At 70.6% G+C, this 18134-nt stretch carries 17 protein-coding genes; 9 read left to right on the top strand and 8 right to left on the bottom strand.

What is annotated here, in order from left to right:
- Window positions 1-2: 2 nt before the first annotated feature.
- The 4 genes from efeB to GL325_RS02930 all read right to left on the bottom strand — a co-directional run bounded on the left by efeB (window position 3) and on the right by GL325_RS02930 (window position 3782).
- Window positions 3-1244, bottom strand: a complete 1242-nt coding sequence (efeB, locus tag GL325_RS02945; protein WP_187768556.1) for an iron uptake transporter deferrochelatase/peroxidase subunit — start codon at window positions 1242-1244, stop codon at window positions 3-5.
- On the bottom strand, window positions 1241-2452 hold the full coding sequence (gene efeO / locus GL325_RS02940; protein WP_187768555.1) for an iron uptake system protein EfeO: 1212 nt from the start codon (window positions 2450-2452) through the stop codon (window positions 1241-1243). The genes efeB and efeO overlap by 4 nt, the downstream gene beginning before the upstream one ends.
- Complete coding sequence (efeU, locus tag GL325_RS02935) at window positions 2449-3303, bottom strand: iron uptake transporter permease EfeU (protein ID WP_187768554.1); 855 nt, start codon at window positions 3301-3303, stop codon at window positions 2449-2451. The genes efeO and efeU overlap by 4 nt, the downstream gene beginning before the upstream one ends.
- 122 nt (window positions 3304-3425) lie before the next feature.
- Window positions 3426-3782, bottom strand: a complete 357-nt coding sequence (locus GL325_RS02930) for a nuclear transport factor 2 family protein (RefSeq protein WP_187768553.1) — start codon at window positions 3780-3782, stop codon at window positions 3426-3428.
- 186 nt (window positions 3783-3968) lie between these two features.
- Between GL325_RS02930 and GL325_RS02925 the strand changes: the two genes are divergently transcribed.
- Both GL325_RS02925 and GL325_RS02920 read left to right on the top strand, forming a co-directional pair.
- Window positions 3969-4787, top strand: a complete 819-nt coding sequence (locus GL325_RS02925) for an alpha/beta hydrolase (RefSeq protein ID WP_187768552.1) — start codon at window positions 3969-3971, stop codon at window positions 4785-4787.
- Between the two features lie 106 nt (window positions 4788-4893).
- The gene (locus GL325_RS02920) at window positions 4894-7323 is read left to right on the top strand and encodes an immune inhibitor A domain-containing protein (protein ID WP_255955448.1); all 2430 of its coding nucleotides are present in this window, start codon (window positions 4894-4896) and stop codon (window positions 7321-7323) included.
- Between the two features lie 71 nt (window positions 7324-7394).
- Here the strand turns inward: GL325_RS02920 and GL325_RS02915 are convergent, their stop codons facing one another.
- The gene (locus GL325_RS02915; RefSeq protein ID WP_187768551.1) at window positions 7395-7910 is read right to left on the bottom strand and encodes a DUF1269 domain-containing protein; all 516 of its coding nucleotides are present in this window, start codon (window positions 7908-7910) and stop codon (window positions 7395-7397) included.
- 302 nt (window positions 7911-8212) lie between these two features.
- On the opposite strand from GL325_RS02915, the gene GL325_RS02910 reads away from it, so the two are divergent.
- The 6 genes from GL325_RS02910 to GL325_RS02885 all read left to right on the top strand — a co-directional run bounded on the left by GL325_RS02910 (window position 8213) and on the right by GL325_RS02885 (window position 12822).
- The gene (locus GL325_RS02910) at window positions 8213-9166 is read left to right on the top strand and encodes an NAD(P)-dependent alcohol dehydrogenase (RefSeq protein WP_187768550.1); all 954 of its coding nucleotides are present in this window, start codon (window positions 8213-8215) and stop codon (window positions 9164-9166) included.
- 20 nt (window positions 9167-9186) lie between these two features.
- Window positions 9187-9642 (top strand): N-acetyltransferase, encoded by a 456-nt coding sequence (locus GL325_RS02905; protein WP_154595136.1) that lies wholly within the window; start codon window positions 9187-9189, stop codon window positions 9640-9642.
- Window positions 9643-9646: 4 nt separating this feature from the next.
- A complete protein-coding gene (locus GL325_RS15895; protein ID WP_187768549.1) occupies window positions 9647-10591 on the top strand; it encodes a GNAT family N-acetyltransferase in 945 nt (314 codons plus the stop codon).
- Window positions 10592-10654: 63 nt separating this feature from the next.
- Window positions 10655-11323, top strand: coding sequence for an enoyl-CoA hydratase-related protein (locus GL325_RS02895; RefSeq protein WP_187768548.1), 669 nt, complete (start codon window positions 10655-10657; stop codon window positions 11321-11323).
- Between the two features lie 69 nt (window positions 11324-11392).
- On the top strand, window positions 11393-12382 hold the full coding sequence (locus tag GL325_RS02890; RefSeq protein ID WP_308209232.1) for an RNA polymerase subunit sigma-70: 990 nt from the start codon (window positions 11393-11395) through the stop codon (window positions 12380-12382).
- Entirely contained in the window at window positions 12379-12822 is a 444-nt protein-coding gene (locus GL325_RS02885; protein WP_187768546.1) for a DUF6069 family protein, read from the top strand. Before GL325_RS02890 ends, GL325_RS02885 begins: the two co-directional genes overlap by 4 nt.
- Here GL325_RS02885 and GL325_RS02880 read toward each other — a convergent pair.
- From GL325_RS02880 to GL325_RS02870, 3 genes are all read right to left on the bottom strand, one after another.
- Entirely contained in the window at window positions 12791-13672 is an 882-nt protein-coding gene (locus GL325_RS02880) for an alpha/beta fold hydrolase (RefSeq protein WP_187768545.1), read from the bottom strand. The genes GL325_RS02885 and GL325_RS02880 overlap by 32 nt on opposite strands.
- A gap of 150 nt (window positions 13673-13822) precedes the next feature.
- Entirely contained in the window at window positions 13823-16360 is a 2538-nt protein-coding gene (locus GL325_RS02875) for a LuxR family transcriptional regulator (protein WP_187768544.1), read from the bottom strand.
- 44 nt (window positions 16361-16404) lie between these two features.
- Entirely contained in the window at window positions 16405-17544 is a 1140-nt protein-coding gene (locus GL325_RS02870; protein WP_187768543.1) for an HNH endonuclease signature motif containing protein, read from the bottom strand.
- Between the two features lie 103 nt (window positions 17545-17647).
- Here GL325_RS02870 and GL325_RS02865 point away from each other — a divergent pair, with 103 nt between their 5' ends.
- Entirely contained in the window at window positions 17648-18127 is a 480-nt protein-coding gene (locus GL325_RS02865; RefSeq protein ID WP_187768542.1) for a hypothetical protein, read from the top strand.
- Window positions 18128-18134: the final 7 nt, after the last annotated feature.

Raw genomic sequence — 18134 nt, 5'->3', positions numbered from 1 at the left:
GCCTAGAAGAGGCCGCTGCCCACCGACTCCCCGGTGCGGATGCCTCCCGGAACCGCGAAGATCGCCGACCCGACGTGGCGGATGTACTCGTTGAGCGCGTCCTGCGCCAGGGACCGCTGCACGCCGATGAACTGCTCCGGTGAGCGGACGAACGCGAGGAAGAACAGCCCGGCGTTGAGCTGGCCCAGATCGTTGTTCCCCTCGACGAAGTTGTAGCCCCGCCGCAGCATCCGCGCGCCGCCGTTCCGTTCGGGGTGGGCCAGCCGGACGTGCGAGTCCGCCGGGATCGCCGGGCCGCGCGCGGCCGTGGACACCACGTCGAAATCGGGCTCGGTGAACTCCGAGCCGCCCGACAGCGGGGCGCCTCGTGCCTTGTCGCGGCCGACGATGGCCTCCTGCTCCTCCAGTCGGACGCGATCCCACGACTCGATCAGCATCTGGATCTTGCGCGCGACCAGGAACGTGCCGCCGTTCATCCAGGCCTGGTCCGAGCCGTCGTCCCAGACCCACCTCCCGAGGTCGGCGTCGTCGTTGCTGAAGACGTTGGCCGTGCCGTCCTTGAAGCCGAAGAGGTTGCGCGGCGTCGACTGGGACTTCGAGGTGGTGGAGGTGCGCCCGTAGCCCAGTTGGGTCCAGCGCACCTGCGCCCGGCCGAAGGCGATCCGCGAGAGGTTGCGGATCGCGTGCACCGCGACCTGGGGGTCGTCGGCGCAGGCCTGGATGCACAGGTCGCCACCACTGAACCGGTCCTCGAGGAGGTCGAACGCGAAGGACGGCAGGTCGACGAGCTCCTTCGGGCGCTTGCTCTCGAGGCCGAACCGGTTCGCCGCGAACAGGGTGGGGCCGAAGCCGAAGGTGAGGGTCAGCGCGTTGGCCTCGAGGCCCAGCGCCTCGCCGGTGTCGTCCGGCGGCTTGTACGGACCGCCGCCGGTGGCGCCCTCCGGCGAGACCTCGCGGCCCTGCGTCAGGCGCGCGGCGGCGTCGGTCCAGTCGGCCAGCAGCGACTTCAGGTCCTCGCGGGTGGCCGTGGAGGTCATGTCGAAGGACGCGAAGTACAGGTGCTGCTGGACCCGCGTCGTGATCCCGGCCTGGTGCCGGCCGTGGAACGGGACGACGGACTCCTGCGGCGCCGCGGCGTCGTCGTCACGGGCCACACCGGCTGCGAAGCCGCCCGTGACGCCGACGGCACCTGCTGCTCCGATCAGCCCGAGGGCCGATCGACGCGACCACCGATCGCCGGTCATGACTTCGAGACGCCCAGGACCGTGTGGGTCAGCTGCGACAGGGGCTCGCTCAGGGCGTTGAGCTGGGCACCGAGCTCGTTGCGCTGGGGCTGCTCGACCGTGTCGTACGAGACGAAGCCCTTCTCGTAGTCGCCGTGGGTCTTCAGCAGGGCGAACATGGCCGCGAACTGACGGTCGAGGTCGCTGACCAGCTGCTTGCCCTCGGCGCCCTTGCCCACGGCGATCTCACGCACCGAGGTGTAGGCGACCTGGGCGCCCTCGACGTTCGCGTGGAAGTCGTACAGGTCGGTGTGGCTGAACTCGTCCTCCTCACCGGGGAGCTTGCCGTCGGGGGCGGCGACCTCGTCCAACAGGCCGATGGCCCCGTTGGTGATGTCGCCGATCGTCAGCACGAACTCGGGGGAGTGCACCTTGTCGTAGAGCGCCTGGATGTCGTTGACCAGTTGCGCCCCGAGCTCCTTGCGGCCGGCGGTGTCGAGCGCGGTGATCTTCTCGTCGGGGTAGTTCTTCCTCGCCTCGTCGAGCCACAGGTCCATCTCGATGCGGTGGAACCCGGTGAACGGCAGGTTCTCGGCCTCGGCGCCGGGCTTGCGGTAGTCGATCTTGGGGTCGAGGTCGCCGAACTGCTCGGCCGTGGGCTCGATGCGCTCGTAGTTGATCCGGGTGATCGGGAAGAGTCGGCGGGCCGTGTCGTCGTCACCGGAGGTGTACGCCGCGACGAAGTCCTCGACGTTCGCCACGAGCTCGCCGACCTGGTCCTTCGTGTAGGCGGTGTACGAGGCGACGGCCGCGTCGATGGCTCGCTGGTCGTCCTGGTCGATCACGACGTCGTCGCCGCTGACGGTGAACTTCGCGTTGCCGACGCCATCGCCGACCATGCCGGGCTTGCACTCGGTGAAGTAGTCGCCGGGCTGGGCCTGGACCGTGAGGCCGCGCGAGGCGCCCGGCGCGATGTTCTCGACCTCACCGATGATCCGCAGCTTGTCGCTGTCGAGCAGGTAGAACTCGGTGACCTTGTCGCCCTCGTTGGTGACGTCGAAGGTGATGGTGCCGCTGTCGGCCTTCGTCGCCGAGACCTCACAGCCGTCGGCGGTGCTCGTGACCTTGATGGCGTCGTCGGACGACTCGGAGTTCTTCACGCAGGCGCTCAGGGCGAGCGCGCCCGTCAGGGCGACGGCCAGCACGGCGCAGCGGGGACGACGATTCATGCACGGGTTCCTTCGGTGGTGGTGGCGGGCTGCCTCGGCTTGCGGACGACGCGCGCGTACGCGGCGCCGACGACCGCCACGTAGGTCGCCCACGCGGCGAGTTCGAGCTTGGTCATGTCGGGGGAGAAGCCGATCGTGCCCTTGAGCAGAGCGGCGGGCAGACCCGACGGGTCGATGGTGTCGCTCAGCTGGAACGCCCACGCGGAGGCGCCCTGGGTCCACGGTCCGGGCAGGACGCCGGCCTCCTGCAGGTCGTGGATGCCGTACGCCAGGATGCCCGCTGCGACGACGATCAGCAGGGCGCCGGTCCAGGTGAAGAACGTGGCGAGGTTGATCCGCACGATGCCCCGGTAGATGAGCCAACCGATGCAGACGGCGGTCAGCAGTCCGAGTACCGCGCCGACCCAGGCCAGGGGAGCGTCGCCGCTCGAGCGGACGGCGCTCCACAGGAACAGGGCCGTCTCGAGTCCTTCGCGGGCGACCGCGACGAAGCCGACGGCCACGAGTCCCCAGCCGGGCCCGTCGAGCCGCGCGTCGATCTGGTGCTCGAGCTCGCGCTTGAGCCCTCGGGCCGTGCGCGCCATCCAGAAGATCATCCAGGTGACCAGCGCGACGGCCAGGATCGACAGGGTGCCCCCGATGATCTCCTGCGCCTCGAACGTCAGCCCGTAGGTGCCGAACGTCAACAGGGCGCCCAGCCCCAGGGAGAGGGCGACCGCGATCACCACGCCGGCCCAGATCCGGGGCACGACGTCGTCGCGACCGATCTTGCGGACGTAGGCGATGAGGATGCCGACCACGAGGGAGGCCTCGAGGCCCTCGCGCAGGCCGATCAGGAACGTGCCGAGCATGATCCCCCCGTCGGACGCCGAAGTTAGGCGAGCCTCAGCAAACGTACATCAGCTCGGGGGTTGCGCGGAACCACTGACGGGACCTCCGCAGGTGCTCACTTCGTCGTCCGGACACCGCACGGTCAGCGAGCCGGAGGTGCTTGGTCGACCTCCGTCCAGACCTCGGTCATCTCGCTGACCCGGTCACCGCGTGCGGTGATGAACGTCGCCACCTCGAAGTGCGCCAGCTCGCCGTCGCGGCGGCCCGTCACGTGGCACCGGGCGACCGCCCGGTCGCCGGAGGCGACGACGTCCTCGATGGTCAGGTGGTCGAATCCCGGGTATTCCGCGTTCAGCCGGATCCAGCCCTGACGATCGAAGGTCTCGCCGGTGTGCACGTAGCGACACGCGAAGTCCTCGTGCAGCAGCGGCTCGAGGTCGGACCAGGCCTCCGTGTCGATGGCCCGACACAGGCGGGTCAGCAGCTCTTCGGCGCTCATGGCGCCAAACTAGCGTTTCCGGGTCCGGACCATGGCGCACTCCGCAGGCCCCGCACTAGAGTCACGATCAGACGCCGGTGTGCGCAATGACGCGGACACCAGAAGAGGTCACCGGGTATCCCGGGGCTGCGGTCCTCCCGGCTCGATCACGAGCCCCGCTTCACCCGCGCCGCCGAAGGGCCCGCCATGAACGACCTCCACCACCCCGCCACCGTCGTCCTGGTCCACGGGCTGTGGATGACCCCCCGCAGTTGGGACCACTGGAAGACCTACTACGAGAGCCAGGGCCTACGCGTCCTGACTCCCGCCTATCCCGGATTGGAGATCGAGGTCGAGGCCCTGCGCCAGGCTCCTCAGATCATCGCGGACCTGACGGTGCCGGAGACCGTCGATCACCTGGCCGAGGTGATCGGCCGGCTCGACGAGCCGCCGATCATCATGGGTCACTCCTTCGGTGGCACCCTGACGCAGCTGCTGCTGGCGCGCGGCCTCGGGGCGGCGGGTGTGGCCATCAACTCCGCGCCGACGGAGGGCGTACGCGTCAGCCCGCCGTCGCAGGTGAAGGCCCTCCTGCCGGCGCTGAGCCACCCGGCCACCCGCAAGCGCGCCTTCGGCTTCACGCCCGAGCAGTTCCACTACGCCTTCACCAACACCCTGACCGAAGAGCAGTCGCGCGAGGTGTGGGACACGTTCCACATCCCCGCTCCGGGCCACTGGATCTGGGAGTACGGGCTGATCGCGAACTTCAAGCCCGGTCACCAGGAGACGTGGGTGGACTACTCGGCGGATCGGGCGCCGCTGCTGTTCATCGCCGGGGGGAGCGACCACATCATGCCGCCCGCGGTGAACCGATCGAACGCGCGTCGCTACCGCCGGTCACCGGCCGTCACCGCGTACATCGAGCTCGAGGGCCGTGATCACTGGACGTGCGCGGCGCCCGGCTGGGAGCCGGTCGCCGACCGGGCCCTCGAGTGGGCGTTGCGCACCAGTGCCGCCCGTGCGTGACCTCCGACTGTCCAAGTGCGCTCCGGAGGCTTAATGTCGTAAATCACACAGGAGAGCCGCGACGCCCCCCGGCCGGATTCCCCTTTCTCTCGAAAGGAATGTCCACGTGAGAATCACGCATGCCGGGGTCAGCCTGGCTTTGATGGCGGGAGCCGGCCTGATCGCCGTCCCGACGGCTTCGGCCGCACCTGCCGGGCCCACAGGCCCCGGAGGAGAACCACAGGGGGCCACCCCCGCCCACGTTCTGCCCAACCCGAAGGCAGAGAAGCAGGTCGCACTGCGGCAGGAGGCCTGGGCCAAGGTGCTCAGCGGGGAGGCGACTCCCCAGACGATCAAGGGCAACGAGGTGCTGAAGGTCGGGCGCGAGCCAGCGGCCGCCAGCCCGAACGCCCGGCGCCAGGCCACCGCGGACGAGACGCAGGACCAGTACGTCGAGCTCTCCAACGAGCGCACCGACAAGGTCTTCGTCCTGCTGGTGGAGTTCGGTGACCAGCGTCATCCGAACTTCCCCGACCGCGACACCGCGCCGAGCATCGTCGGACCGAGCCGCTTCGACGGACCTCGGTTCAACGAGATCCCGAAGCCGGGCCCGGACGACAACCGGACCCAGTGGCGCAAGAACTACACGAAGAACTACTTCAAGAACCTCTACTTCGGAGAGGGTGACGGCGTCGAGTCGCTCAAGACGTACTACGAGCGTCAGTCGTCGGGTCGGTACAGCGTCGAGGGCATGGTCACCAACTTCACGCGGGTGCCCTACAACCAGGCGCGCTACGGCCGCAGTGACGGCTACCCGTGCGGATCCAACGTGTGCAGCAACACCTGGAACCTGGTCTCGGACGGCATGACCCAATGGGTCGCCGACCAGAAGGCGGCGGGCAGGACCGACGCGCAGATCCGCCGGACGGTGGCGCAGTACGACATCCGCGACCGCTACGACTTCGACGGTGACGGCAACTTCGATGAGCCCGACGGCTACATCGACCGCTTCCAGATCATCCACTCCGGCGGCGACCAGGCCGACAGTGACCCGATCTACGGCGAGGACGCCATCTGGAGTCACCGCTGGAAGGCGTTCCAGAACGGTGACGGCGTGTTCGGCCCCGAGGGCAACCTCGACGGCGGCGCGCAGATCGGCGACACCGGCCTCTGGGTCGCGGACTACACGATCCAGCCCGAGAACGGCGGCCTGTCGGTCGTCGCTCACGAGTACGGTCACGACCTCGGTCTGCCCGACCACTACGACACCTCGGCGTCGGGTGACAACCCGGTGAACTGGTGGACGCTGATGGCACAGAGCCGCGTGTCCGACACGGGCGACCAGGGGCTCGGCACCCGTGCCGCGGACCTGGGCGTCTGGGACAAGCTGCAACTGGGGTGGCTCGACTACGAGACGGTGGTCGCCGGCCAGACCCGGACGATCGACCTCGGCCCGCACGAGTACAACTCCGAGGACGCCCAGGGTGTCGCCGTCGTGCTGCCGGACAAGCAGACCGTCACGCCGTTGCCCACGCCGCCGCAGGGCAGCAGGCAGTGGTGGTCCGGTCAGGGCGACGACTACGAGTCCTCCATGTCCCGTGCCGACATCGCGGTGCCGGCCGGTGGCGCGACGTTGAGCCTGCGGACGCAGTTCAACATCGAGGAGGACTACGACTACGCGTGGTTCGAGGTCGAGGCTCCCGCCGGAAGCGGGAACTGGGTCCAGCTGCCCACGGCAGCCATCGACGCTGATGCCGAGGCCGATGCCGACGAGGTCGCGATCGACGGTGTCAGCAACGGTTACGCCTCCGTGTCCTACGACCTGGCGCCCTATGCCGGCCAGACCATCGGCTTCCGGGCTCGGTACCGGACGGACGGTGCGGTGCAGGGTCAGGATCCCGATCTGGGCTGGTCGGGTCTGTTCGTGGACGACATCCGGGTCACCGCCGGTGGCACGGTCGTCTTCTCCGACGGCGCCGAGACCTCACCCAACGGGTGGACGCTCGACGGGTTCAGGTCGGTGGGCGCCAGCATCACTGCCGCCACCGACCAGTTCTACCTCGCGAGCAACCGCGCGTACGTGTCCTACGACAAGTACCTGCGGACCGGGCCGTACCACTTCGGGTTCCCGGACCGGCCGAACTTCGCGGAGAAGTTCCCGTACCAGAACGGCCTGCTGGTGAACTACTGGGACGCGTCGTACACCGACAACAACACCAGCCAGCACCCCGGTGCGGGCCTGGTGCTGCCGGTGGACGCCAACCCGCAGGTGCTCTACAACCTGCAGGGTCAGCCGTGGCGCGGACGGATCCAGACGTACGACGCACCGTTCGGTCTGGAGAAGTCGGACTCGTTCTACCTGACGGCCGACGGTCGCCGGAGCTACATCCGTGGAGCGGCGGCCAAGCCGCTGTTCGACGACTCCGACCCGAACCGGTACTTCAAGCCGTTCGCGGACGCGGGTCAGCCGCGCACGGGTGTGAAGGTCGCCGGAGCGGGGGTGAAGATCCGGGTGCTCGAGCAGTACGGCACCTCGATGCGGATCCGGGTGCAGTGACCCGCACAGATCACTGAGGAGACGGCCGGTGCCGGGGGCTTTCACCCCCGGCACCGGTCGTTCCGCGTCCGTCAGTGCGTGACGGCTTCGAAGATCTTCTCGTCACCCTCGTTCACGGCCTTCACGACGGCGTCGTAGTCGCCCTTGTCGATGGCCTTGTCGATCTTCTTGGCCGCCTTCTTGATCGCCTTGTCGACGCGGTCCAGGTAGAGGTCGTCGACGACGGCCACCAACGCCGAGGAGCCCGGCGGCAGCCATTCCTCGGCGTCCACGCCGATCTTCTTCTCCTCATGTCGCTTCGCGATGGCGCCCGCGCCGGCGCCGATGGCGGCACCGATCACGCCGGACAGCAGCAGGTGCGGCGCGAAGAGCCCGACCACGAGGCCGCCGACGGCGCCGACGGTGGTGCCCGCGGCGACCACACGGCCGCCGTGTTCCTCGACCTTCGTCTGCCCCGACGCGTCGCGCGACAGCACGACGCCGGCCACGACCAGGTCGTCGGTGTCCTTGATCGCCTCGAAGTCGTCGGCTGCGGATGCGGTGTCGTCGTACGTCGCGACGAACAGGGTGTAGTTGTGCTCTGACATGCTGGGCCCCCATGGGCGGTGGACGTCTGTTGGACCACCTCGAGATGTCGACCGGGCGGCTGCTCGGCCGATGAGATCGACGGAGGAGCGCCGTGCCGATGTGAGGTCAGCCACACCATCCGCCTCCTTCGACGGTAAGTCGGGTGATGGGCTGCCGCCTCCCCGCCGCAGCGCCCACAGGATCGGGGTTAAGCCGGCCAGCGTGCGCCCTGGCCCTGGCCGAGCTGGGGGAGAGACGAGCGCATCGCGAAGCTCGGGCCGATTCCTGGTGGGATGCTCGCGCGCAGGGGATGATGGCGCGCATGAGAGCTGCGGTGTACGACCGGTACGGCGGACCGGAGCAGCTCCAGGTGCAGGACGTGCCCGTGCCGTCTCCGTCGTCCGACCAGGTGCTCGTCCGGGTCGAGGCGACATCGGTGAACCTGAGCGACTGGGAGTGCCTCACGGGTTCGCCGATCTATGCGCGGCTCGGTGGCCTGCGCCGTCCGGCGCGCAGGACACTCGGGTCGGACATCGCCGGTGTCGTCGAGCGGGTGGGCGAGAGCGTGACCCACTTCCGGCCCGGGGATCAGGTGTACGGCGACAACCTGGCGCTCAAGGGCGGCTTCGCCGAGTACGCAGTCGCCCCGGAGTCCGCGCTGGCCCAGGTGCCGGACGGCCTCGGCTTCGCGGAGGCGTCCACGATCCCGCAGGCCGGTGCCATCGCCTGGCAGGGCACCGAGAAGGTGCGACCCGGTGCGCGGGTGCTGATCAACGGAGCCGGAGGCGGGTCGGGCTCGTTCGCGATCCAGCTCGCGAAGCGGCGCGGTGCCCACGTCACGGCCGTCGACCACGGGTCGAAACAGGAGTTCATGCGCTCGCTGGGCGCCGACGAGGTCATCGACTACGAGCACGAGGACTTCACCCGGACGTCCCAGCCCTACGACGTCGTCCTCGATCTGGTCGCCCATCGGTCTCCGCTGGCGTACCGCCGCGCGCTCTCACGCGGTGGGACCTACCGCTGCGTGGGCGGCGCGGTGGGCACGCTCCTGGGCGTGCTCACCGTCGGCGCCGTGGCCGGTGCGGTCACCGGCCGTTCCCTCGGCGTCCTCGCCGTCAAGCAGGGACCCGCGTTCTTCGAGCCGATCAGCGCACTCGTGGCAAGCGGTGAACTGAACACCCACACCGAACGCGTCTTCTCCCTCGAGCAGGTCGCGGACGCCCTGGCCCACGTCGGCGAGGGGCGTGCCCGAGGCAAGGTCGTCGTCGTGCCGTGAGCTCCGGGGACAATGGGCGCATGGTTGTCCTGACTCCCGCCAACGCAGACAACTGGCGCGCCATCGCTCGCGTCCGAGCCGCGGCGGGACAGCGCGAGTGGGTGGCCGACTCGACGTACTACCTGTGCCTGTCGGCGTACGGCGACCTGTGGCGCTCCTACGCCGTCGAAGCCGACGGCGCGACTGTCGGACACGTGATGTGGGCCGTGGACCCCGATGACGGCAGCCACTGGATCGGCGGCCTCGTCATCGACTCTGAGCACCAGCGCCGTGGCCTGGGTCGAGCGACCGTTCAGGCGCTGCTCGATCTGTGGGAGCGCGAGGAGCCGTCCCTGTCCGGTACCCCGTACCGGGAGGCCGCCCTGTCCGTGTCGCCGGACAATCAGGCCGCGATCGGTCTGTACCGGTCGCTCGGGTTCGTGGAGACTGGCGAGATGGAGGACGACGAGATCGTGCTGCGCCGGCCGCGGGCCTGACGCGGTGACCGACGACGTCAGCGCTCTCACGGTCCGGCCGGCCCGGCACGATGACCAGCCCACGCTCGAAGCGTGGTCGAGCAGGGAACCGGTGGAGTGGGTCGACCGAGCCCGTCTCTCAGCCGAGCTGGGGACACGGAACTACCGGTACGAGTGGTCGTGGATCGCTGAGCGCGGTGACCGCCCGGTCGGCCGCGCCCTGTGGTGGGGGAGCGAGAATGCCGAGCGCCCGGTGACTCTCGACTGCCTCCTCGTCGCGGAGTCCGAGCCCCATCCCGACCGGGTAGGCGCCGCGCTGATCCGTGCCGGGATCGCCGACTTCGGGGCCGGCCCGGAGTTGGAGTTCAACGTCGACGTCGACGTCTGGTGGACGCAGAACCCGGCCGCGGTCGAGGCCGTCGAGTGGCGTTCACGGGCCGCGCACGCGGGCGGGTTCACCCGCTCGACAGAGCGACTCAGCTTCGCCCGGACCGACTCGACGCCGCGTCCGCCGCGGCCTCGGCGGCTCGGCTTCCGGCCCGGGACCGACGACGAGTTCCGAACCCTGTTCGCGGCGGTCGCGCCGGGCAGCCTCGATGCCCACACCCTCGCGATGGTGGCGGAGCAGGGCGTCGATGCGCTGGCCGACGACGATCTGCAGTTCTACCTCTCCCTGCCGGGCAGCCGCGACGCCTGGCGGATCGCGACTCTCGCCGATGGCACGACGGTCGGCTTCACGATCGCGACCAGGACGGCCTACGACGCCAGCATCAGCTACCTCGGTGTCCTGCCGGAGCACCGCGGGCGCGGGTTCGTGGACGAGCTGCTGGCGCAGATGGTCCACCTGCACCACGACGACGGGGAGCAGCGCATCGTGGGAACGACCGACGCCGCGAACGCTCCGATGGCCGCCGCCTTCGGGCGCGCCGGGTTCGAGACGACGCGGGTGCGGATCGTCCACGCCCGGTAGGCCGAACCGCGCAGGGCTGCGGCACACTCGTGGGTGATCGCGCCGCCGACCGAAGGACCCGATGTGAGCCAAGCCGCCCCCCACCTCGACCGCCGTGACGACGTCTTCGTCCTGAACCTCGGTGACGGAGAGAACCGCTTCCACCCCGACTGGATCGCCGCGGTCGATGCCGCCCTCGACAAGATCGAGCAGGCCGACGGCGCCAAGGCGCTCGTCACCACGGCGACCGGCAAGTTCTTCTCCAACGGCCTCGACCTCGAGTGGCTGGGCAGCCATGCCGAGCAGATGGGCGAGTACGTCGCGGCCGTGGAGGGCCTGTTCGCGCGGGTGCTGGCCCTGCCCCTGATCACCGTCGCCGCCGTCCAGGGTCACGCGTTCGCCGCCGGCGCGATGCTGACGCTGGCCCACGACTTCCGGGTGATGCGCGACGACCGCGGCTTCTGGTGCCTGCCCGAGGTCGACATCCACATCCCGTTCACGCCGGGAATGAACGCGCTCATCACGTCGCGCCTCGCCCCGCAGGTCGCCCACGAGTCCATGACGACGGGTCGCCGCTACGGCGGTGCCGATGCGCGTGACCTCGCGATCGTCGACCGGGCGGTCTCCGAGGACGCGGTCCTGCCGACGGCACTCGAGATCGCCACGGCGAACGCCGGCAAGGCCGGCGAGACGCTCGGCACGATCAAGGCCCGCATGTACGAGGAGACGCTGAAGGTCCTGCGCGACCACTGAGCCTCGAGTGATGAGTTCCTGAGCTCCCGACCGTCATACGTGTGACAGGACACGAACCGACGGAAGAGGATGACCATGAGTGTGAACACACGAGTGGGGGAGCGGGGCGACATGACCGAGGTCGACGAGCCGACGTTCTCGGCGATGACGGAGCCGCACCGGCGCGAGCTGCACGTGCACTGCTACCGGATGCTCGGCTCGTTCGAGGATGCCGAGGACGCGGTGCAGGAGACGTTCCTGCGGGCGTGGCGGCGGCGCGAGACCTTCGAGGGGCGTTCGACGTTCCGGGCGTGGCTCTACAAGATCGCGACGAACACCTGCCTGGACCTGCTGGCGAAGCGACGTCCCGACCCGGCGACCGGCGGTGAGGTGGTGTGGCTCCAGCCGTACCCCGACGCGCTGTTGGACGAGCTCCGCGCCGACGAGAACGGACCCGAGGCGGCGGCGCTCGCGCGCGAGACCATCGAGCTGGCATACGTCGTCGCGTTGCAGCACCTCGCGCCCCGGCCGCGGGCGGCGCTGATCCTGCGCGACGTGATCGGCTGGCCCGCGAAGCAGGTGGCCGAGCTGCTGGGGGACTCGGTGAACTCGGTCAACAGTGCGCTGCAGCGTGGGCGGGCGGCGATGCGCGAGCACCTGCCGGCCGAGCGACAGGACTGGACGGGAGGCGAGGAGGACGTCGCCACCCGTGAGCTGGTGCGGCGCTACACCGAGGCGAGCATCGCCGCCGACATCGACGCGCTCGCCGCGATGCTCAGCGACGACGTCCGCTTCTCCATGCCGCCCACGCCGGGTCTGCACGTCGGCCGCGACACGGTGGTCGCCGACTGGGTGCAGGACGGTTTCGAGACCATGACGGGACTGCGGGTCCTGCCGACCGCGGTGAACCGACAGCCCGCCCTGGCCGCGTACATCTGGCAGGACGAGGAGCAGGCCTACCTGCCGCTGACGCTGGACGCCCTGCGGATCGAGGGCGGGGAGATCACCGAGATCTTCATCTTCCACGGCGACCGGTTCCCGCAGCTGGGTCTGCCCGACCGGCTGGAGGCGGACGCATGAGCGCCCTGACCGCGGGCCGTCCCCGCCTGGGTCGCGTGGCGGTCATGGGTGTCCTCGCGACGGTCGCCGCCGCGGTGGTCACGACGACGCTCGGAGCCGTGTCGAAGAGGGCCGGTGTCGAGTTCGAGATTCCCGCCGGCGGCGACGCGATCCCCACCGGCGCGTTCGCGACTGTGACGTCGTTCTTCTCCCTGATCGGGGTGGGCGTCGCGCTGGCCGCCGGACGGTGGAGCGATCGTCCCGCGCAGCGCTTCGTGGCGATCACCGTCCCGCTGGCGGTGGCGTCCCTCGTTCCGCCGTTCGTCGTGGGGGCGAGCGCCGAGACCTCCCTCGTGCTCGTCGTGTTGCACCTTGCCGCCGCGGCGGTGGTGATCCCGACGCTCGCCCGCACCCTGCGGGTGTCCAGCGTCAGTCCGCGCGCTGCAGCCACTCGACGATGAGGCCGGCGACCTCGTCGGGCGCGTCATCGGTGATGAAGTGGGCCGCGTCGTCGACGTAGGCGAACTCCACCCGATCAGCGAACCGCCCGTCGGGGTCGGCGCAGGCCCTGGTCAGGATCTTCTCGGTCCAGGGCCAGTCCCGGCGGCCGAAGACCACGAGTGTCGGGACGGTCAGGCGGCGGCGCCGGTAGACGCCACGCATCATCCGGAACGCCTCGGGCAGCAGGAACCGGCGCGCCAGTGGACGGACCGCGGCGTCGACCTCGGGGATCGACATGGGTGCCAGATGCGCCGCCATGACCTCCGGCGACAGCGGGTGCGCGAGGTACGCCGGGGAGAAGATCGGCGCCATCGAGGCGCCGGGGCGGTGCCAGATGAACGACGGCAGGTGCCGGAAGCCCGGGGCGACGCGTGGATCGAACCGCAGATACGGCGGCGGTACGGAGAGCTGGACCGAGGTGCGGACGCGGTCGGGGTGGTCGTAGACCAGCTGCCAGGCCGTGACCGTGCCGAGGTCATGCGAGACGACGTGGGCACGGTCGATGCCGAGCTCGTCCATCAGTGCGAGCACGTCGTGCAGGCGCGTCTCCCGCTCGATGCGAGGGTCGTCCGCGACGCTCCAGCCCGACCCGCGCAGGTCGGGGCAGTAGACGCGGTGGCCGCTCGCGGCGACGGCCGGCGCGACCTGCGACCACTGCCACCAGTGCTCGGGGAAGCCGTGCAGCATCAGGACGGGCTCTCCCTCCCCGAGGGCCGCGACGTGTGAGCGCAGCCCCGGCGTCTCGACCACGAGGTGCTCGAAGCCTGCGGCCTCCGGCATCTGCGGCGACCACGTGGACGTGGTGGACATCGTCACGCCCCTGCCTTCGCGATGTGGTCGCCGTCGATCATGGGGTGGTGCTGGCCCTCGTCGGGTCGGACGTGGATGGCGGTCATGGGTCCTCCTCACTCGTGTCCCGCCAGCGTCAGGCGAGTCAGCGGTGACCGAGCGAGTAGCGGACTACTCGAGTCCGAGCACGTCGGCGAAGACGGCACGGTCGGAGACGCCCAGCTTCGCTCCGGCCCGGTAGAGGTGTCCCTCGACGGTGCGCACCGAGAGCGTGAGCCGTTCGGCGACCTCGCGGTTGCTCAGCCCGCGGGCGGCGAGAGTGACGATCTCGCGCTCGCGCGCTGTGAGGGGCAGTGGCCGGAGCGCGGACGTGAGCGCCGGGGTTCGCACACCCGACCTGGCCGCGAGATCGCGCGCGTGCGCTGTCGCCGACATCGCCGACCCGTGCCGGCCGGCCCCACGATGCAGATCGGCGGCCTGGGCGGCGGCGTCGCCGGCGGGCACGAGGTCACCGAGGCGCGCCCAGTCCCCGCTGACGCGGAGCAGAGTCTCGGCCTCCGCGTCCGTCAGCGCGCGAGCGTGCGCGAGGGCGACGACGGCGCGTGGTCCCACACGCTCGAGTTCCGCGAGTCGGGCGATGGCCGCGGCCGGGTCCCCGAGCTGGACGACGGTCTGCCACGCCACGACCTCGTAGGCCTCGGCACCCATCTCACGCGAGAGCAGTGCCGCGTCCAGCGCATGGCGGCGAGCCTGCGTCACGGATCCTGCTGCTGCTGCGCTCCAGGCGTGGGCGAGCACGTCGTCGGGGGCCAGCAACACGTAAGCGGGGTGCGAGTCGGTGAGCTCCGGGGCGAGCGCGGCGGCCGCCGTCGCGTCACCGGCCAGCGCGTGCGCGGTCGCCAGGAGCGTCCGGCAGCGGTACCGGAACTCGTGGCCGGACGTGGCGAGACCGGCCCACGCCTCCTGCAGCAGCCCACGCGCCTCGCGGACCTCGCCGCGCGCCAGAGCGGCATGACCCGCGACGACCAGTCCCATGAGTCGTGCCGGGGCGGGGAGGTCGGCGGCGCTCGCGTGCATCCGGTGCGCCGGGTCGCTCGCGAGCGACGGCGTCCCGGCGAGTCGGTGGCCCAGCACGTGCAGGTCCACAAGACCGAAGCCGGGAATCACGGCCGGCACGGTCTCGGCCGTGAGACCGCCGACGGCGGCGGCCTCGGCGAGCAGGTCGGATGCGCCGGTCACCGCTGCGGCGCCCGTCACCGCCGAGGCGACGAGGATGCGCGCCAGGTCATCGGGCAGGTCGGCACGCAGCACCTCCGGGCCCTTCTCGAGGACCCCGCGCACGTCCCCGCCGGCGACATCCAGGGCCAGCGACATGGCCTCGACGTGGAGCGGCAGGGCGCCGGAGGCACGCGCCTCCTCGACGGCTCGCCGGGCGTCCTGCGCGCGGCCGAGCGTCCACAGGAGGTTGCCGGCGCGATGGAGGTGAGCCATCGCCCGCATCACCGGATCCGGCGAGTCGCGCACCAGAGCGACCAGCGCGTGCTCGGCCTCGATGCCACGGCTGAGCCAGGACAGCGTCGCGGCAAGGGTCAGGCGCGCGACGGGGTCACCGTCCGCGGCGGCGGCCCGGGCCAGGCGTTCGGCGAGGGGAAGGTCGTACAGGGAGGTCGCACGCTGGGCGGCGTCGAGGAAGAGCACGGGGTCCGGAGGGAGATCGGAGTCGACGGTCAGCACGGCGCGGGGGATCGGGTCGGGCTCGACGGGCAGCGTCCGCGCGACGAGTCCCCGCAGTCGGCGAGCGCGCACGGTGCCCATCGCCGAGCGGCGCACTTCGCCGTAGAGGGGGTGGGCGAGCCGCGCGACCGAGGTGTCGACCCGGATCAGCCGGCGCTGCTCGGCCTGCTCCACGTCCTCGGTGGAGGTCAGTGCGGCCAGCGTGGCGAGGTCGACCGGCTCGGCGAGGGTCACCACGTCGAGGACGTCCCGGACCCCGAGCTTGAGCGCACCGATCTCGAGCCCCAACAGGTCGGCCAGCTCGGGGGTGATCGTCGGCTCACTCATCCACCGCCACAGCCCTGACTCGGCGTTGAAGCGGCCCGCCGCGACCTCGCCCTCCAGGAGGTGGCGCATGAAGAGCGGACTGCCCCGCGTGAGGCTCCACAGTCGTTGCGCCGATGCCAGCTCGACCGGTCCGCCGAGCACGCGGGCGAGGAGCGTGCCGGTCTCACCGGGATCGAGCGGCTCGAGGTCGATGCGCGGCAGGTGGTCGTCCTTCCACAGTGCCGTGACGGGATCGGGTGCCGGCTCGGATGACCGGACGGTCGCGACGACCGGAGCGAGTCGGCGCATCGTGATGCGGTGCACGACGATCGCCGAATGGTCGTCGAGCAGGTGGGCGTCGTCGACGACCAGGACGGAAGGGCGGCATCGCACGATCTCGGCCAGGACCTGCGCGACCGCGCCGGCCGGGGGACTGTCGGGCGCGTCGACGATGCCGGCGAACACACCCAGCGGAACCGACCGAGTCGCACGGCTCGCGTGCGCCCACACGGCGTCGCGGGCGTGAGTGCCGAGGGCCTCGCGCACGAGCCGGGTCTTCCCGACGCCAGCCGGGCCCGCCACGACGATCCCCGCGCCACCGGGTCGCAACGCGGCCGCCACCTTGTGCGCCTGGTCGTCCCGCCCGGTGAGCGGCCATGACCGCTCCATCCCGTCAGGCTAGGCCAGCGCGGTCGTCGCCGACCAGCGTTGACTCACTCGGTCCAGCGCGCAGGCGCGTCGAGGTGCCGGTCGTCCAGGTGACCGTGGGACTTCATGTTGTGGTGCTTGCGGCACAGGCACCGCAGATTGGCTCCGGTGGTTCTGCCGCCGTGGCCGTAGGGGATGTGGTGGTCGAGGTCGGTGTCGTGGACCGGGGCTCGACATCCGGCGACGCGACAGCTGCCGTCTCTCCAGCGGAGTGCTTGTCGGAGGGACTCGGGTGGTCGATAGGTGAGGACCTCCGTGTCCAGGACGTGGCCGACGGGGTCGAGGACCAGCCGCCGGAGGACGGCGTGCTCACTCGCGGCCAGCTCGCGGACCCAGTCGGCCGGGACAGGTTCGCCGTCGAGGGTGACGCCGGGGCCGTTGGTGTGCCCGAGCAGGTCGGTGGCGGCGATGCTGATGGCGATCTCGGCACGGATGTCGGTCGAGGTTCCGGTACTGGACGTGAGCCAGTGGGCGAGGACGTCGGCCTGCTTCTGCTCGCGGGTGCGGTGGTCCTTCTCGCCGGTCTCGGGGTCGATGACGGGCAGGGCCCGGGCGGTACGACGCAGCCGGTCGGCGATGACGATCGCGACCCCGGTGGGCAGCAGGGCGTTGAGCCAGCTGGTGCCGTCGTCGTTGTGGGTGATGGTGACGCGCCGGTCCTCGACAGCGCGGGCGGTCTCGGCATCGGCGACGTCGGGTTCGAGCCGGCGGCGCAGCCGGCGCAACCACGCCCGGAGCTCGGCGATGGTGTGGGTGGCGGCGTAGGCCGGTGCGGTCTGCTCCAACTGGGCCCACGCCTCGGGCGTGACGAGCCGGTCGGCGGTGTCGGCGATCGCGGTGACCCGGACGCCGTCGATGTCCCCGGCGGCGAAGGCGCGCCAGATCGCCGGGGTCTTGCGCTGGAGCGTGGCTGCTTCACGCACCATCGCCCAGACCTGGTGCTCGGTCACGTGCAGTGCCTGGGCCAACTCCAGGGTGACCTCGCGCCGAGCGAGCTCCTTGGACAGCACGATGTCGTCGGCGCGATCGATCTCAGCGACGCGCCGGCCGTGGTGCCGCGCGACGAAGTCCCACTCCTCGAACTCCGCGATCGCCCGGGCACGACGGACCGCGTCACCGGTGACCGCTGCCTGACTCGAGCTCATACACCCAACGTAGTGGGCGCCACTGACACTTCCTCGAGGCCCGTGCAGGGAGGCCGCGCATCACCGACGGGACGACCTGCTCTCCATCCCGGAGGAGGTCGCGATGGATGTCAGCACGTTCTACGCGGTGTTCTCCGCGACCTGCTTCGCCCTCGTGGGGCTGTGGTGGGGCGTCACGTTGCGCGACACCCGGTGGGTCGCCGAGCCGGCGCGCCGACGGGCGATCGGCGGGGTCTACCTGGCCTTCCTGCTCCCGGCGCTGATGGGCCTGTTCGCGCAGGTCGGCGGAGTCGAGGAGCCGCTGGTCTGGCGGATCAGCTTCATCGTCATCTCCGTGGTCGGGTGCGTGGCCACGATTCGCCTGCTCGCCACCGATGCGAAGCCCGCCGTCACCGGGATCCGTGCCGGGGCCGCCGCCGTCTACGTGCTGGTGGCGCTCCTGGGCGTGTTTCCCGCCTCCTCCGACGTCCTGGACCTGCGGCCCATCCAGGTCGAGGCGCTGCTGCTGGTCGTCCTGGTCGCACTCGGGCATGCGCTCGCGTGGCATTTCGTGGTGCATGACGTTCTCGAGGAGGACGCCTAGTCTGTGG

Source organism: Aeromicrobium sp. 636, assembly GCF_024433585.1.
Taxonomy (GTDB): Bacteria; Actinomycetota; Actinomycetes; order Propionibacteriales; family Nocardioidaceae; genus Aeromicrobium; species Aeromicrobium senzhongii.
This window is presented reverse-complemented; position numbering and strand designations above follow the sequence as displayed.

Bases quoted from the DNA above. Each gene is read 5' to 3' on its own strand.
- efeB (WP_187768556.1), bottom strand. From the start codon at position 1,244: ATGACCGGCGATCGGTGGTCGCGTCGATCGGCCCTCGGGCTGATCGGA.
- efeO (WP_187768555.1), bottom strand. From the start codon at position 2,452: ATGAATCGTCGTCCCCGCTGCGCCGTGCTGGCCGTCGCCCTGACGGGC.
- efeU (WP_187768554.1), bottom strand. From the start codon at position 3,303: ATGCTCGGCACGTTCCTGATCGGCCTGCGCGAGGGCCTCGAGGCCTCC.
- GL325_RS02930 (WP_187768553.1), bottom strand. From the start codon at position 3,782: ATGAGCGCCGAAGAGCTGCTGACCCGCCTGTGTCGGGCCATCGACACG.
- GL325_RS02925 (WP_187768552.1), top strand. From the start codon at position 3,969: ATGAACGACCTCCACCACCCCGCCACCGTCGTCCTGGTCCACGGGCTG.
- GL325_RS02915 (WP_187768551.1), bottom strand. From the start codon at position 7,910: ATGTCAGAGCACAACTACACCCTGTTCGTCGCGACGTACGACGACACC.
- GL325_RS02910 (WP_187768550.1), top strand. From the start codon at position 8,213: ATGAGAGCTGCGGTGTACGACCGGTACGGCGGACCGGAGCAGCTCCAG.
- GL325_RS02905 (WP_154595136.1), top strand. From the start codon at position 9,187: ATGGTTGTCCTGACTCCCGCCAACGCAGACAACTGGCGCGCCATCGCT.
- GL325_RS02890 (WP_308209232.1), top strand. From the start codon at position 11,393: ATGACCATGAGTGTGAACACACGAGTGGGGGAGCGGGGCGACATGACC.
- GL325_RS02885 (WP_187768546.1), top strand. From the start codon at position 12,379: ATGAGCGCCCTGACCGCGGGCCGTCCCCGCCTGGGTCGCGTGGCGGTC.
- GL325_RS02880 (WP_187768545.1), bottom strand. From the start codon at position 13,672: ATGTCCACCACGTCCACGTGGTCGCCGCAGATGCCGGAGGCCGCAGGC.
- GL325_RS02875 (WP_187768544.1), bottom strand. From the start codon at position 16,360: ATGGAGCGGTCATGGCCGCTCACCGGGCGGGACGACCAGGCGCACAAG.
- GL325_RS02870 (WP_187768543.1), bottom strand. From the start codon at position 17,544: ATGAGCTCGAGTCAGGCAGCGGTCACCGGTGACGCGGTCCGTCGTGCC.
- GL325_RS02865 (WP_187768542.1), top strand. From the start codon at position 17,648: ATGGATGTCAGCACGTTCTACGCGGTGTTCTCCGCGACCTGCTTCGCC.